Source organism: Rhodococcus rhodochrous (genome assembly GCF_014854695.1).
Lineage (GTDB): Bacteria > Actinomycetota > Actinomycetes > Mycobacteriales > Mycobacteriaceae > Rhodococcus.
In genome coordinates, this window is sequence record NZ_CP027557.1 from 503,076 (window position 1) to 517,484 (window position 14,409).

The 14,409-nt window shown below is 63.1% G+C and carries 10 protein-coding genes, 1 tRNA gene, 3 rRNA genes and 1 pseudogene; 11 read left to right on the forward strand and 4 right to left on the reverse strand.

All coding sequences use genetic code 11. The annotated features are described in order from the left end of the window. The first annotated feature begins 26 nt into the window (after positions 1-26). Positions 27-761, forward strand: a complete 735-nt coding sequence (locus C6Y44_RS02265; RefSeq protein ID WP_159416858.1) for a helix-turn-helix domain-containing protein — start codon at positions 27-29, stop codon at positions 759-761. Here the strand turns inward: C6Y44_RS02265 and C6Y44_RS02270 are convergent. Beyond that, a complete protein-coding gene (locus C6Y44_RS02270) occupies positions 698-1,090 on the reverse strand; it encodes a VOC family protein (protein ID WP_159416857.1) in 393 nt (130 codons plus the stop codon). The two genes, C6Y44_RS02265 and C6Y44_RS02270, sit on opposite strands and share 64 nt — an antisense overlap. A gap of 91 nt (positions 1,091-1,181) precedes the next feature. Here C6Y44_RS02270 and C6Y44_RS02275 point away from each other — a divergent pair, with 91 nt between their 5' ends. The 7 genes and pseudogenes from C6Y44_RS02275 (at position 1,182) to C6Y44_RS02305 (ending at position 9,318) form a co-directional block, all read left to right on the forward strand. Continuing rightward, positions 1,182-2,369: a DNA polymerase III subunit delta' gene (locus C6Y44_RS02275; protein ID WP_159416856.1), complete on the forward strand. Its 1,188-nt coding sequence runs from the start codon at positions 1,182-1,184 to the stop codon at positions 2,367-2,369. Between the two features lie 62 nt (positions 2,370-2,431). Continuing rightward, positions 2,432-2,507, forward strand: a tRNA-Thr gene (locus C6Y44_RS02280). Positions 2,508-2,772: 265 nt separating this feature from the next. Next, complete coding sequence (locus tag C6Y44_RS02285; RefSeq protein ID WP_006552400.1) at positions 2,773-2,970, forward strand: hypothetical protein; 198 nt, start codon at positions 2,773-2,775, stop codon at positions 2,968-2,970. A 494-nt stretch (positions 2,971-3,464) separates the two neighbouring features. Next, positions 3,465-4,986: ribosomal RNA gene (locus C6Y44_RS02290) — 16S ribosomal RNA — on the forward strand. 297 nt (positions 4,987-5,283) lie between these two features. Next, positions 5,284-8,416 (forward strand): 23S ribosomal RNA (locus C6Y44_RS02295). A 110-nt stretch (positions 8,417-8,526) separates the two neighbouring features. Continuing rightward, positions 8,527-8,643: ribosomal RNA gene (gene rrf / locus C6Y44_RS02300) — 5S ribosomal RNA — on the forward strand. The 16S, 23S and 5S rRNA genes sit together here, the layout of an rRNA operon. Positions 8,644-8,747: 104 nt before the next feature. After that, a pseudogene (locus tag C6Y44_RS02305) lies at positions 8,748-9,318 on the forward strand (putative immunity protein). 99 nt (positions 9,319-9,417) lie between these two features. Here the strand turns inward: C6Y44_RS02305 and C6Y44_RS02310 are convergent. Next, positions 9,418-10,185: an SDR family NAD(P)-dependent oxidoreductase gene (locus C6Y44_RS02310; protein ID WP_016694630.1), complete on the reverse strand. Its 768-nt coding sequence runs from the start codon at positions 10,183-10,185 to the stop codon at positions 9,418-9,420. After that, entirely contained in the window at positions 10,175-11,470 is a 1,296-nt protein-coding gene (locus tag C6Y44_RS02315; protein WP_192378619.1) for a cytochrome P450, read from the reverse strand. Before C6Y44_RS02315 ends, C6Y44_RS02310 begins: the two co-directional genes overlap by 11 nt. A 227-nt stretch (positions 11,471-11,697) precedes the next feature. Here C6Y44_RS02315 and C6Y44_RS02320 point away from each other — a divergent pair, with 227 nt between their 5' ends. Next, complete coding sequence (locus tag C6Y44_RS02320; protein ID WP_120281238.1) at positions 11,698-12,327, forward strand: TetR/AcrR family transcriptional regulator; 630 nt, start codon at positions 11,698-11,700, stop codon at positions 12,325-12,327. Between the two features lie 68 nt (positions 12,328-12,395). Here the strand turns inward: C6Y44_RS02320 and C6Y44_RS02325 are convergent, their stop codons facing one another. Continuing rightward, the gene (locus C6Y44_RS02325; RefSeq protein WP_147414375.1) at positions 12,396-12,623 is read right to left on the reverse strand and encodes a hypothetical protein; all 228 of its coding nucleotides are present in this window, start codon (positions 12,621-12,623) and stop codon (positions 12,396-12,398) included. A gap of 94 nt (positions 12,624-12,717) precedes the next feature. Between C6Y44_RS02325 and C6Y44_RS02330 the strand changes: the two genes are divergently transcribed. After that, positions 12,718-13,551 carry an MlaE family ABC transporter permease gene (locus C6Y44_RS02330; protein ID WP_120281239.1) on the forward strand — a complete coding sequence of 278 codons (834 nt, stop codon included), beginning with the start codon at positions 12,718-12,720 and terminating at the stop codon, positions 13,549-13,551. A 2-nt stretch (positions 13,552-13,553) separates the two neighbouring features. Next, positions 13,554-14,408 (forward strand): ABC transporter permease, encoded by an 855-nt coding sequence (locus C6Y44_RS02335; protein ID WP_120281240.1) that lies wholly within the window; start codon positions 13,554-13,556, stop codon positions 14,406-14,408. Position 14,409 lies beyond the last annotated feature (1 nt).

Genomic DNA, 14,409 nt, shown 5'->3' on the forward strand with positions numbered 1-14,409 from the left:
TCGGGGTACGCGGATAGCCTCACGGTGTGTACCGCGAACTGCCGACGGGGATCCGCAGCGTCACACTGTGGCGGTCCGAGCCGTCCGGTGCCCGCGTAGGCGGAACCCATGTGCTGCCGGACGGTTGCATGGACCTCATCCGGCACGCCGGCGGCTTCCTCGTCGCCGGCCCGGACACGACGTCCCAGTTCTCCGATCTGGCGGCGGACCGACCGCTGACGGCCGTCCGGTTCGAGCCCGGCCTGGGGGCGCGGTTCTTCGGCGTCGACGCGAGCGAGCTGACCGATCGACGGGTTCCGCTCGACGATCTGTGGCCGTCACGTCGTGTGCGTCTCCTCGCGGTTCGAGCCGAGGACGATCCCGTCGCTGCGCTGGTCGACGCCGTGCGGGGCGCGATCGACGAACACGATCCGATGGCCGACCTCGCGCGGACGCTGGCCGCCGGTGCGGCCGTCACGGAAGTCGCCGCGACCCTCGGCTGGAGCGACAGGACCCTGCGTCGTCGCTCGGCCCGGGCCTACGGATACGGACCGAAGACGTTGTCGCGGGTACTGCGCTTCCGTCGGGCGGTCGCGCGTGCCCGGGCCGGTGACGACTTCGCCCGGGTCGCGGCCGACTGCGGGTACAGCGACCAGGCGCATATGGCCCGGGACGTTCGTGCGCTGTCGGGTGTCACCCTCGGTGAGCTCGTCCGGAGTCATCCCGGGAGCGCGGCGAACAGGTCGAGGCTGTGGCCGTCGGGATCGATCGCACTCGCGTAGCGCTGTCCCCAGCATGCGTCCCAGGGCGCCTTCGTCGACGTGCACCCCGCCTCGATCAACGCTGCAAGTGCCTCGTCGACCGCCTCTGGGGAACCACAGTCGAAGGCGAGCGCCGCCCCGCCTCCGGACGACGGCTCGAACTCCGGATCGAAGCTGCGGACGGACTCGACGGTGTCCCACATCAGGCGCAGACCACCGGGGAGAGTGACCTCGAAGTGCGGTACCTCGGGTGCTTCGGTGGGCAGGTCGAGGCCGAGCACGCGATAGCACGCGAAGGAGCGATCGAGATCGGCGACGACGAGCCCCACTGCGGAGAAATGAATGGTCATGGTCCGACGGTAGGGCCGTGGACGTGCGGCCGTCTTGAACGTTTCGGACACGTGATCCGGACCCGTCGGACCCGGTCGTTAGGCTGAGCGCATGCCCGGGGTCTTCGATCGTCTCGTCGGTCAACGCGATGTCGAGACCGAACTCGTCGCGGCCGCGGTAGCTGCCCGTCGGGGCGACACCGGGTCGGCGATGACGCACTCGTGGCTGTTCACAGGTCCTCCCGGGTCCGGTCGCTCGGTCGCGGCGCTGTGTTTCGCCGCCGCCCTGCAGTGCACCGACGAGGAGACTCCCGGCTGCGGGCGATGCCACGCCTGCACCACCACGATGGCCGGCACCCACGGCGACGTACGGCGGGTCGTGCCCGAGGGACTGACGATCAGCGTCAAGTCGATGCGCGACATCGTGCAGGTCGCGTCGCGGCGTCCCAGCACGGGGCGATGGCAGGTCGTGGTGATCGAGGACGCCGACCGTCTCACCGAAGGCGCCGCGAACGCGCTGCTGAAGGTGGTCGAGGAACCGCCGCAGCGAACGGTTTTCCTCCTGTGTGCGCCGTCGGTCGATCCCGAGGACATCTCGGTGACGCTGCGCTCGCGCTGCCGTCACATCGGGTTGGTCACCCCCAGCGCCGACGCCATCGCGCGCGTCCTCGAAGCCACCGACGGCATCGATCCGAAGACGGCGCAGTGGGCTGCATCCGTCAGCGCAGGCCACGTCGGCCGGGCCCGACGGCTGGCCATCGACGAGGGCGCCCGCGACAACCGGGCACGTGCGCTCGCTGTCGCCGGCGCGGTCCTGCGCCCCGCCACCACCTACTCCGCAGCCGACGACCTCGGCCGCAGCGCCGAGACCGAGGCGAAGGAGATCAGTGCGGAGCGCGACGAGCGCGAGACCGAAGAGCTGAGGACCGCTCTCGGTGCCGGCGGTACCGGCAAGGGAGCTGCGGGTGCGCTTCGCGGTTCGGCCGGGGTCCTCAAGGAACTCGAACGCACCCAGAAGTCGCGGAAGACGCGGACCGAGCGCGACATCATGGACCGAGCCTTGATCGATCTCGCCGGCCTGTACCGGGACGCACTGGTGCATGCCTTCGGATCGCAGGTCACGCTCAACCATCCGGACATGTCGGATCGCGCGGCCGACCTCGCGTCGAGGACCCGGCCGGAGTCGCTGCTCGAGTGCATCGAAGCCATCCTCGACTGCCGGGAGGCGCTCGCCCAGAACGTCAAACCCCGCTTCGCTCTCGCGGCGCTCGCAGCCCGGTTGAGCTCGGCGTTCCGGTAGCCGAAGTGCCGGTTTGCGTCGGGGTGGGGGTAGTCCGCTAGACTTCGGACGCCGAAAGGCTCGCTGCCTTAGCTCAGTCGGTAGAGCATTTCACTCGTAATGAAAAGGTCGTCGGTTCGATTCCGACAGGCAGCTCCACGAAGGCCCCTCACCACGGTGAGGGGCCTTCGACGTTTCTGCGCGCTGTGCGATTCGCACGGATGATGGAGACATGTTGATGGAACTGTTCTCCTTGGTCCTGATCATCGGCGCTCTCGCCGTGGTGCTGCCCATGGCCGTCCGGGTCTTCCGGGACAAGGACCGTTGACGCGAAGCGACCGCGACTATCGGCGCGCACGAGAGCGGTCTCGGACACGGCTGCGAAATCCTCGACAACCCGGTCACCGCGCAGCATGCTTCTCTCATGGCTGAGTCGTTGAAGGACCGGGTTCGGGAGAAGATCCTGCGGCAGCGCGCCGAGGACGGGGGCCGGCCGATCGGCGACGCGGAAGGGGACGACCCTCGCCTCATGGATCTCCGCAGCGACCTCGCGATGCTGGAGCAGGCCGGCGAGGACGATCCGATCGTTCAGCACCTCGCAGCGAAGTACTGGGTCCCCTGAACACCCTCACAACGACGCTCCGTAAGTCGATAAACCCGCTCTGAGCTGGCGATTTGGTGTTCTCGGAGATGTTCGCGTAACTTATTCCAGGTCAGAGCGACACGGACACCGACCCGGGCCGAGAGGAACGGGACAACGAGGTTGGACGAAGGCGCCTGCAGATTTCACTGGTTCGAAACCTTCTGGTAAGGTTTGGAGCCGTGCCCGAGAGCCGGAAGGCCCTCGGATGAACAGTCACCCCGGAGTGAACGAACCGGAAGGTTCGGGATCGATGGTGTGTGCGTGTTCTTTGAGAACTCAACAGTGTGCCGATGAATGTCAGTGCCAAATAATATTTGGTGCGACCACTTCACTTTTTGTGGGTGGTTGTCGCTGGACATCGCATTCTTCCGTCTGCGGTGGTCCAGTGTTTTATAGCTAGTTTGAGTTTGTATGCTAGTGATTTGACTCGATGTCTTTGACTGATTGCCCCTTTTCGGGGTGATTGTGAGTCTTCAACGGAGAGTTTGATCCTGGCTCAGGACGAACGCTGGCGGCGTGCTTAACACATGCAAGTCGAACGATGAAGCCCAGCTTGCTGGGTGGATTAGTGGCGAACGGGTGAGTAACACGTGGGTGATCTGCCCTGCACTCTGGGATAAGCCTGGGAAACTGGGTCTAATACCGGATATGACCTCGGGATGCATGTCCTGGGGTGGAAAGTTTTTCGGTGCAGGATGAGCCCGCGGCCTATCAGCTTGTTGGTGGGGTAATGGCCTACCAAGGCGACGACGGGTAGCCGGCCTGAGAGGGCGACCGGCCACACTGGGACTGAGACACGGCCCAGACTCCTACGGGAGGCAGCAGTGGGGAATATTGCACAATGGGCGCAAGCCTGATGCAGCGACGCCGCGTGAGGGATGACGGCCTTCGGGTTGTAAACCTCTTTCACCCATGACGAAGCGCAAGTGACGGTAGTGGGAGAAGAAGCACCGGCCAACTACGTGCCAGCAGCCGCGGTAATACGTAGGGTGCGAGCGTTGTCCGGAATTACTGGGCGTAAAGAGCTCGTAGGCGGTTTGTCGCGTCGTCTGTGAAATCCCGCAGCTCAACTGCGGGCTTGCAGGCGATACGGGCAGACTCGAGTACTGCAGGGGAGACTGGAATTCCTGGTGTAGCGGTGAAATGCGCAGATATCAGGAGGAACACCGGTGGCGAAGGCGGGTCTCTGGGCAGTAACTGACGCTGAGGAGCGAAAGCGTGGGTAGCGAACAGGATTAGATACCCTGGTAGTCCACGCCGTAAACGGTGGGCGCTAGGTGTGGGTTTCCTTCCACGGGATCCGTGCCGTAGCCAACGCATTAAGCGCCCCGCCTGGGGAGTACGGCCGCAAGGCTAAAACTCAAAGGAATTGACGGGGGCCCGCACAAGCGGCGGAGCATGTGGATTAATTCGATGCAACGCGAAGAACCTTACCTGGGTTTGACATGTACCGGACGACTGCAGAGATGTGGTTTCCCTTGTGGCCGGTAGACAGGTGGTGCATGGCTGTCGTCAGCTCGTGTCGTGAGATGTTGGGTTAAGTCCCGCAACGAGCGCAACCCTTGTCCTGTGTTGCCAGCACGTGATGGTGGGGACTCGCAGGAGACTGCCGGGGTCAACTCGGAGGAAGGTGGGGACGACGTCAAGTCATCATGCCCCTTATGTCCAGGGCTTCACACATGCTACAATGGTCGGTACAGAGGGCTGCGATACCGTGAGGTGGAGCGAATCCCTTAAAGCCGGTCTCAGTTCGGATCGGGGTCTGCAACTCGACCCCGTGAAGTCGGAGTCGCTAGTAATCGCAGATCAGCAACGCTGCGGTGAATACGTTCCCGGGCCTTGTACACACCGCCCGTCACGTCATGAAAGTCGGTAACACCCGAAGCCGGTGGCCTAACCCCTTGTGGGAGGGAGCCGTCGAAGGTGGGATCGGCGATTGGGACGAAGTCGTAACAAGGTAGCCGTACCGGAAGGTGCGGCTGGATCACCTCCTTTCTAAGGAGCAACTCCTGTCTCGGACCAGCACAGTGGTGTTGGGGGAGCAGGCAGAGGCCGATTGTCCCCGATCGTGGGACACGGTTGCTCATGGGTGGAACGCTGACAATCGCTCTCCAGCACGGATTCTTCACAGGAAGAATTCGGGGAGCTATATCGGTGCACTGTTGGGTCCTGAGAGAACACGCGATGTGTTTGATCAGCGACGATGATCCGCGAAACAAGAAAATCAGTTTTCTTGCGGTAGGGGTTGTTGTGTGTTGTTTGAGAACTGCACAGTGGACGCGAGCATCTTTGTTGTAAGTGTTTATGAGCGTACGGTGGATGCCTTGGCACCAGGAGCCGATGAAGGACGTGGGAGGCTGCGATATGCCTCGGGGAGCTGTCAACCGAGCTGTGATCCGAGGATTTCCGAATGGGGAAACCCAGCACGAGTGATGTCGTGTTACCCGCATCTGAATATATAGGGTGTGTGGAGGGAACGTGGGGAAGTGAAACATCTCAGTACCCACAGGAAGAGAAAACAACATGTGATTCCGTGAGTAGTGGCGAGCGAAAGCGGATGAGGCTAAACCGAGTACATGTGATACCTGGCAGGGGTTGTGTATTCGGGGTTGTGGGGTTCGTTGTGTCGGCGCTGCCATGCCGGCCGACAGTGAGAAATCGTCGTGTTAGTCGAAGTGGTCTGGAACGGCCTGTCGTAGAGGGTGAGAATCCCGTAGACGAAAACACGGCGACTGTCGATGCGAATACCCGAGTAGCACCGGGCCCGTGAAATCCGGTGTGAATCTGTCGGGACCACCCGATAAGCCTGAATACTCCCTGGTGACCGATAGCGGACTAGTACCGTGAGGGAAAGGTGAAAAGTACCCCGGGAGGGGAGTGAAATAGTACCTGAAACCGTGCGCTTACAATCCGTCAGAGCCTTCGAGTGACTTGTCACTGGGGGTGATGGCGTGCCTTTTGAAGAATGAGCCTGCGAGTTAGTGGCATGTCGCGAGGTTAACCCGTGTGGGGTAGTCGTAGCGAAAGCGAGTCCGAATAGGGCGTGTGTAGTGGCATGTTCTAGACCCGAAGCGGAGTGATCTACCCATGGCCAGGGTGAAGCGATGGTAAGACGTCGTGGAGGCCCGAACCCACTTAGGTTGAAAACTGAGGGGATGAGTTGTGGGTAGGGGTGAAAGGCCAATCAAACTCCGTGATAGCTGGTTCTCCCCGAAATGCATTTAGGTGCAGCGTCGCGTGTTTCTCACCGGAGGTAGAGCTACTGGATGGTCTAGGGGGCCCACAAGCTTACCGAAATCAGCCAAACTCCGAATGCCGGTGAGTGAGAGCGCGGCAGTGAGACTGCGGGGGATAAGCTTCGTAGTCGAGAGGGAAACAGCCCAGATCGCCGGCTAAGGCCCCTAAGCGTGTACTAAGTGGAAAAGGATGTGGGATCGCTGAGACAACCAGGAGGTTGGCTTAGAAGCAGCCACCCTTGAAAGAGTGCGTAATAGCTCACTGGTCAAGTGGTTCTGCGCCGACAATGTAGCGGGGCTCAAGTACACCGCCGAAGCCGCGGCACTCACACAACACCCCGGAAGGGTTACGACTTTTCCGGCAGTGGTGTGGGTGGGTAGGGGAGCGTCGTGCAGCCGTAGAAGCGCCGGAGTGATCCAGGTGTGGAGGCTGCGCGAGTGAGAATGCAGGCATGAGTAGCGAAAGACGAGTGAGAAACTCGTCCGCCGGATGACCAAGGGTTCCTGGGCCAGGTTAATCCGCCCAGGGTGAGTCGGGACCTAAGGCGAGGCCGACAGGCGTAGTCGATGGACAACGGGTTGATATTCCCGTACCCGTGTATCCGCGCCCAATGGCGAATCAGTTGTGCTAACCGTCCAAAAGTCTCCACTGTTCCTTCGGGAACTGTGGGGATGGCTGCACGGGACCCTGATTGTAGTAGTCAAGCGATGGGGTGACGCAGGAAGGTAGCTGGGCCAGGTGATGGAATACCTGGTGTAAGCCGGTAGGGCGTGACATAGGCAAATCCGTGTCACATACAGCCTGAGAGGTGATGCGTACCCGTTGAGGGGAATTCAGTGATCCTATGCTGCCGAGAAAAGCCTCTAGTGAGTTGGTACACGGCCCGTACCCCAAACCGACACAGGTGGTCAGGTAGAGAATACCGAGGCGATCGAGAGAACTGTGGTTAAGGAACTCGGCAAAATGCCCCCGTAACTTCGGGAGAAGGGGGACCACGCTCGGTGACCGGACTTGCTCCGTGAGCTGGGGGTGGTCGCAGAGACCAGAGAGAAGCGACTGTTTACTAAAAACACAGGTCCGTGCGAAGTCGTAAGACGATGTATACGGACTGACGCCTGCCCGGTGCTGGAAGGTTAAGAGGACCGGTTAGCCATTTCGGTGGCGAAGCTGAGAATTTAAGCCCCAGTAAACGGCGGTGGTAACTATAACCATCCTAAGGTAGCGAAATTCCTTGTCGGGTAAGTTCCGACCTGCACGAATGGCGTAACGACTTCTCTGCTGTCTCGACCACAGACTCGGCGAAATTGCATTACGAGTAAAGATGCTCGTTACGCGCGGCAGGACGAAAAGACCCCGGGACCTTCACTATAGCTTGGTATTGGTGTTCGGTTCGGTTTGTGTAGGATAGGTGGGAGACTGTGAAGCTCATACGCCAGTATGGGTGGAGTCGTTGTTGAAATACCACTCTGATCGTATTGGACCTCTAACCTCGGACCATGATCTGGTTCAGGGACAGTGCCTGGTGGGTAGTTTAACTGGGGCGGTTGCCTCCCAAAATGTAACGGAGGCGCCCAAAGGTTCCCTCAGCCTGGTTGGCAATCAGGTGTCGAGTGCAAGTGCACAAGGGAGCTTGACTGTGAGACTGACAGGTCGAGCAGGGACGAAAGTCGGGACTAGTGATCCGGCACCGGCATGTGGAAGCGGTGTCGCTCAACGGATAAAAGGTACCCCGGGGATAACAGGCTGATCTTCCCCAAGAGTCCATATCGACGGGATGGTTTGGCACCTCGATGTCGGCTCGTCGCATCCTGGGGCTGGAGTAGGTCCCAAGGGTTGGGCTGTTCGCCCATTAAAGCGGCACGCGAGCTGGGTTTAGAACGTCGTGAGACAGTTCGGTCTCTATCCGCCGCGCGCGTTAGAAACTTGAGGAAGGCTGTCCCTAGTACGAGAGGACCGGGACGGACGAACCTCTGGTGTGCCAGTTGTCCCGCCAGGGGCATGGCTGGTTGGCTACGTTCGGAAGGGATAACCGCTGAAAGCATCTAAGCGGGAAGCCTGTTCCAAGATGAGGTTTCTCACCCCCTCGAGGGGGTAAGGCCCCCGGCAGACCACCGGGTTGATAGGCCGGAACTGGAAGCCCAGCAATGGGTGGAGGTGACCGGTACTAATAGGCCGAGGACTTACCACGAAGATGTTACGCGTCCACTGTGCGGTATCTGAAACAACACACACAGATCCGAAGAATCCTGCAGCTGCAGGTGATTCGAAGAATCTGCGTGGAATATTGTTTCATAGAGTTACGGCGGCCATAGCGACAGGGAAACGCCCGGTCCCATTCCGAACCCGGAAGCTAAGCCTGTCTGCGCCGATGGTACTGCACTCGACAGGGTGTGGGAGAGTAGGACACCGCCGAACACCCGTTACCGAAGACCCCCAACATCGTTGGGGGTCTTCGGCTTTGAGAAGGGGACCCGCTTTCGCGGGTCCCCTTTTCTCGTATGCGGACATCCGGTCGACCTATGCTCGGAGATGTGGGACGGATCGAGCCGGCGACAAGCGTATTCGGTGATTTCGAACTCACCATGGACGAACTACGGGCGGTCGCCCGATACGTGGCGGAGAGTGCACAGGCCGTGCTCCCCCGTCTTCGAGGAGTCCGTGCCCGACGACCGTCGTCCACGTGCAGCACTCGACGCGGCCCGGGAATTCGTCGACGGTGCGCGACGAACGAGACTCCAGCGGGTCACCGCCCTGGATGCCCACCGAGCTGCGAAGGACGCACCGACCGAGGAGGCTTCCCTTGCCGCACGGTGCGCCGGCGATGCTGCAGCGGCTGCCTATCTGCACCCGATCGTGAAGGCGACCCAGGTCGGGCATATCCTGCGTGCCGCCGCGAGTGCCGCTCGCATCGCCGAACTCCGGGCTGACGGCGACCCGGGAGCAACGGAGGACGCGCTCGACGACGCCCGGCGACGCGCGACTCCCGTGGTGGTCGACGTCCTCTCCCGTTATCCGCTCGCCCCCACCTCGAGAACTCGGGTCGGAGAGTTGATGAACGCACTGGATGCGTCTCTGCGTCGCGCGAACTAGGCAACGTCCGGAGGGGGACCCGGTGTTCGGGTCCCCCTCCGGATCTCCATCCCCCGCGACCGGTGCCCATCTCACCGGTCGCCGTCCGGAAGATCACGCCTACAGGTACCACCCGCCGTTGACGCCGATGGCCTGCCCTGTGATGAAGCCGGCGTCGTCCGTGCACAGGAAGGCAGCCGCCGCGGCCACGTCGTGCGGCGTGCCGGTGCGGCGCACCGGAGTCATGTTCGCCAGCACGTCCAGGTCGATCAACTGACCGGGCTGTTCCTCGGCCCGCGCCATCGGTGTGTCGATGATCGACGGTGGAATCGTGTTGGCGGTGATGCCCTTCGGGGACAGCTCGAATGCCAGCGCCTTCGTCAGCGCGATGACACCGCCCTTGGATGCGACGTAGTGTGCGCGATCCGGTGCGCCGGACTGCGCGCTCGACGATGAGATCGTCACGATGCGGCCCCATCCTGCTTCGAGGAGGTCGGGCAGTGCCGACTGGATCGTGTTGAAGGTGCCGGTGAGATTGACGTCGAGGGTCCGCTGCCACGACTCCGCGGTGATTTCACCGAACGGTGCGCTTTCCTGGATGCCGGCACTCGTGACGATGATCGAGATCGGGCCGAGTTCGGCGCGTGCCTTCTCGACGGCCGCGTCGACGCTCGCCCGATCCGAGACGTCCACCTCGAGCCCGATCACCCGAGCTCCGTCGTTCGCCAGTTCGTCCGCTGCGGCCCGGACGGCGTCGCCGCTGCGGTCGAGCAGAGCGACGGGGTGGTTGCGTCCGGCAAGTTCTCCGGCGATCGCTCGTCCGATGCCGGATGCGGCGCCCGAGACGATGGCCACCCGATCTGCTGCCGTGCTGTTCTCAGTGGACATGGGCGCTTCCTTCCGCGACGGAGACGGGAGTGAACTCGAGATGGATCTCGGTCAGTCCGCGGAGGATGTAGGTCGGTTCGTAGGCGAAGTGCCGGTCGTCGGCGGGTCCGTGCTTCTCTTCCGAGATCCGAATGTCGCCGAGTCGGTCCAGCAGCCGCTCGACGGTGACACGTGCTTCCACGCGCGCCAGCGGACCGCCGGGGCACGAGTGGACACCGCGCCCGAAGGCGATGTGCTCGCGGGAGTTCTCCCGATCGATCCGGAACTCGTGGGGATCGGTGAATCTGCGGGGATCGCGGTTGCCCGCCGGCAGGGACACCATGACGGTGGTGCCCGCCGGTATCTCGACGCCCCCGAGGTTCGTCTTCTTCCTGGTCAGTCGGAAGTCGCTCTTGACCGGACCTTCCAACCGGAGCGCTTCCTCCACGAACTGCGGTACGAGACTGCGATCCTCGCGGAGTTGCTTCTGCAGGTCGGGGTTCTCGGCGATGAGCCGGAAGGCTGCCGTGATCAGGCGTGCGGTGGTGTCCTGCCCGGCACCGAACAGGAAGGTGGCGAGCCGGACGAGATCGACGACCTCGGGAGTATCGCCGTCCGCGTAGGTGGATCCGGCGAGGATCGACAGGACGTCCTTCCCCGGGTTCTTCCGCCGGTCCTCGATGTAGGCCGAGAACTTCGAATCCAGGAACTCCAGCGGATTGGTCCCGAGGGCGCCGTCCTCGGCCATCGCCCCGGGTGTCTGCGTCGACAGGTGCGCGACGAAGGCGGCGTGGTCTTCCTCCGGTACGCCGAGGAGATCGGCGATGGTGAGCAACGCGAAGGGCTGCGCGTACTGGTGGAGCAGCTCGACCTTGCCGGACTCGTGGAAGGTGTCGATCAGGCGATCCGCGAGCCGCCACATGAAGTCCTCGTTCTCGGCGAGACGTCGCGGGGTGAACAATCCGCCGAGCAGTCGCCGGACACGGGTGTGCTGGGGCGGATCCATCGTCACGAGGTGCTCGTTCAGCGGGATCTCGGGACGATGACGTTCGATCTGTTCGCCGATGTCGTCGCCCTCGGGTTCGAACGGCATGCCGGGGAACGGTCCCGTCGCGGCGTTGATGTTCGAGTACGTCGCCGTATCGCGAAGTACGGCAAGGCATTCCTCGAATCCGGTCACCGCGACCACGTTGCGTGGACCGGTGAACCGCACCGGGCATTCCGAACGGAGGTGATCGAAGTAGGGATGCGGGTCGGGGATGAAGGACGGATCCGTGAAGAAATCCTTGGAATCGAAGTCGTTCACTCGGGCTCCTGACGTCGTGCGCACACGAGGTGCGCAACTGCGGTGTTTTCCGATGAGAACGCCAGCCTCGCCCGATGCTGAGCGCCTGCCTAGCAGTGCTGGTTACATGGATAGCACGGGGGCCGAATGTGGTCAAGAGCACACTCGCCGGTGTGGTTACGATGAGCACGCATCGGTGCGCCGCACCGGCCGCGCGAAGCGGACGCCGACGACCACGGAGGTAGGGGATGACGTCGTCGAGGCGGATCGGCTCACCGGATGCGAAGAACAGGACCGTTCTGCTCGACGCGGCCGAGCAGTTGATGATCGAAAAAGGCTACGCAGCAGTTACTTCGAGACGTGTCGCCGAACGTGCCGGACTCAAGCCGCAACTCGTGCACTACTACTTCCGGACCATGGACGATCTCTTCCTCGAGATGTTCCGCCGGCGCGCCGAAGAGGGCCTGGCGGTCCAGGCCGAAGTGGCGAAGTCCCCCAACCCTCTTCGGGCCCTCTGGGAGTTCAGTACCGATCCCGCCGCGGTGGCCGTGACGATGGAGTTCATCGCGATGGCGCGTCATCGCGACGCGCTCCGCTCCGAGATCGCGCGCTATTCGGAGCTGTTCCGCGTCGGGCAGCGGGATGCCGCGCGCGCCGCTCTCGCACGGTCCGGATACGACCTGGCGCGGATTCCCCCCGTGGTGCTGTCGGTGCTGATGACGAGCATCTCGCGAGTGCTCGTGATGGAGGAGTCCCTCGGTCTGACGGCGGGTCATGCCGAGACCTACGAACTCGTCGAGTGGTGCCTGTCGATGCTCGAAGGTGGTGCCGACAGCGGCGGAACGGAATCTGCTTTCCAACGCCGTGACCTGGCCTGATGCGCCGCGGTAGGGGTCGGAGATCGAAGTCGTCCGAAATCGTGTATTGCAACTACGAGAATAGTATTCTACTTTTGGCTCGGGCAGACAGCCCGGCTTCGGCACCCGATCGCCCGCGGGTCGCCGAGGCGCTGCGCCACCGTGCGTGACCCGGCATCGGCCGGTCCCGCCCGTGCGCTCCGGCCGGCGATGCGCTCGTCGTGCCGGATCTCGAAAAAATTCTCGAAAAGTCTGCGAACACAGTCTGTTTCGGCGATGCTTGCGACCGTTCGATGGTCGGCGTCGTCCACGCTCATCTACTCCTGGAGGGGAGCAGCCGTGACACCTGCGAGGTGGGGGTCGTCGAGACGGTGGTGTGTGCTCGATGTCGGATCGGTGCGGTAGGCCGCGATGAGCACGACGGCCACGAAAGAGATCGGCGCGTGGGCCCGCGGCTACCTCCGCCGGCATCCGATGGCGGCGCTCGAAACCGTCGGTGGTCAGTGTGTGCTGGGCATCCGTGCCCTCCAGTACCTGATCCTCGACATCGCCACCCTCCGGTTCCCGTTCGCCGAGTTCGTCCGCCAGGCGGCCTTCATGGCCTCGGCTTCCGCGCTGCCCACGATGTTCGTCGCGATCCCGATCGGGGTGACCCTGTCGATCCAGTTCGGGCTGCTCGCCGGTCAGGTCGGCGCGACCTCCCTGGCCGGTGCGGCGAGCGGTCTCGCGGTCATCAAGCAGGGCGCACCCATGGTGGCAGCCCTGCTCATGGCGTCGGCAGCCGGTTCCGCTGTCTGTGCCGATCTCGGCTCCCGCAAGATCCGCGACGAGATCGACGCCATGGAGGTGATGGGCCTGTCGGTCGTCCGACGCCTCGTGGTGCCGCGCCTGGTGGCCGCAGTGGTGGTCGGTCTCGCCCTCACCGGCCTGGTCTGCTTTGTCGGCTTCCTCTCCGGATACATCTTCAACACCTTCGTGATGAACGGAACGCCAGGCAGTTTCGTCACGACGTTCGCGTCCTTCGCGACGATCGGTGACTTCGTGCTGACCATGATCAAGGCGGCGGTCTTCGGTGCGATCGTCGCGGTCGTCGCCTGCCACAAGGGTCTGTCGACGCGCGGCGGACCGGCGGGCGTCGCCGACTCCGTCAATGCGACCGTCGTCGCGTCGATCCTGCTCCTGATGATCGTCAACGTCGCCTTCACGCAGCTGTACGTGCTGCTCTTCCCGAAGACGGGGTTCTGACGATGGCGTCCCGGTACTTCCCCCCCGGCACCCGGTCGTTCGTCGTCGTCGCGACGGCGCAGGTCCGTTCGGTCCAGCGTCTCGGCCACATGGTCGTCTTCCTCCTGCGTGCCGTGGCCGCGATCCCGACGACCCTGCGGCACTACCGGAAGGAGTTCCTACGCATCCTCTCCGACGTCACCTGGGGCAACGGCTCTCTCGTGGTCGGAGGCGGCACGGCCGGGGTGATCATCGTCCTGGGTGCGTCGGCGGGTGCGATCGTCGCCATCGAGGGATACAACGCGCTGCACCTGCTCGGGCTCGAACCCGCGACGGGAATGGTGTCCTCGACCGCCACGACCCGCGAACTCGCGCCCATCATGGCCTCGCTCGCGTTCGCCGCGCAGGCCGGGTGCCGGTTCACCGCCCAACTCGGTGCGATGCGCATCTCGGAGGAGATCGACGCCATGGAGTCGCTGGCGATCCGGTCGATCCCGTATCTCGTCACGACCCGGCTGCTCGCCTCGGTGGTCGCGGTGGTGCCGCTGTATCTGGTCTGCCTCACCGTGAACTACGTTGCCGTGCAATCGGTGATCGGGCTGACCGGGGGAGTGTCGGCCGGCACCTACGGCCACTACTTCTCCCTCGTGCTCAACGGCACCGACATCGCCTATTCACTGCTCAAGACCGTGGTCTTCGTCGTCATCACCACCACGATCCAGTGCTACTACGGCTTCTACGCCGCCGGTGGGCCGCAGGGTGTGGGAACGGCGGCCGGCCGCGCCATGCGGGCGAGCATCTCTGCGATGATCGTGGTCAACCTCCTCATGACCGTCGCCCTCTGGGGTATCGGTTCGGGCGCAAGGCTCGGAGGGTAGG

Coding starts and splice junctions, on each gene's coding strand:
- C6Y44_RS02270 (WP_159416857.1), bottom strand. CDS start 1,090: ATGACCATTCATTTCTCCGCAGTGGGGCTCGTCGTCGCCGATCTCGAT.
- C6Y44_RS02275 (WP_159416856.1), top strand. CDS start 1,182: ATGCCCGGGGTCTTCGATCGTCTCGTCGGTCAACGCGATGTCGAGACC.
- C6Y44_RS02285 (WP_006552400.1), top strand. CDS start 2,773: ATGGCTGAGTCGTTGAAGGACCGGGTTCGGGAGAAGATCCTGCGGCAG.
- C6Y44_RS02310 (WP_016694630.1), bottom strand. CDS start 10,185: ATGTCCACTGAGAACAGCACGGCAGCAGATCGGGTGGCCATCGTCTCG.
- C6Y44_RS02320 (WP_120281238.1), top strand. CDS start 11,698: ATGACGTCGTCGAGGCGGATCGGCTCACCGGATGCGAAGAACAGGACC.
- C6Y44_RS02325 (WP_147414375.1), bottom strand. CDS start 12,623: ATGAGCGTGGACGACGCCGACCATCGAACGGTCGCAAGCATCGCCGAA.
- C6Y44_RS02330 (WP_120281239.1), top strand. CDS start 12,718: ATGAGCACGACGGCCACGAAAGAGATCGGCGCGTGGGCCCGCGGCTAC.
- C6Y44_RS02335 (WP_120281240.1), top strand. CDS start 13,554: ATGGCGTCCCGGTACTTCCCCCCCGGCACCCGGTCGTTCGTCGTCGTC.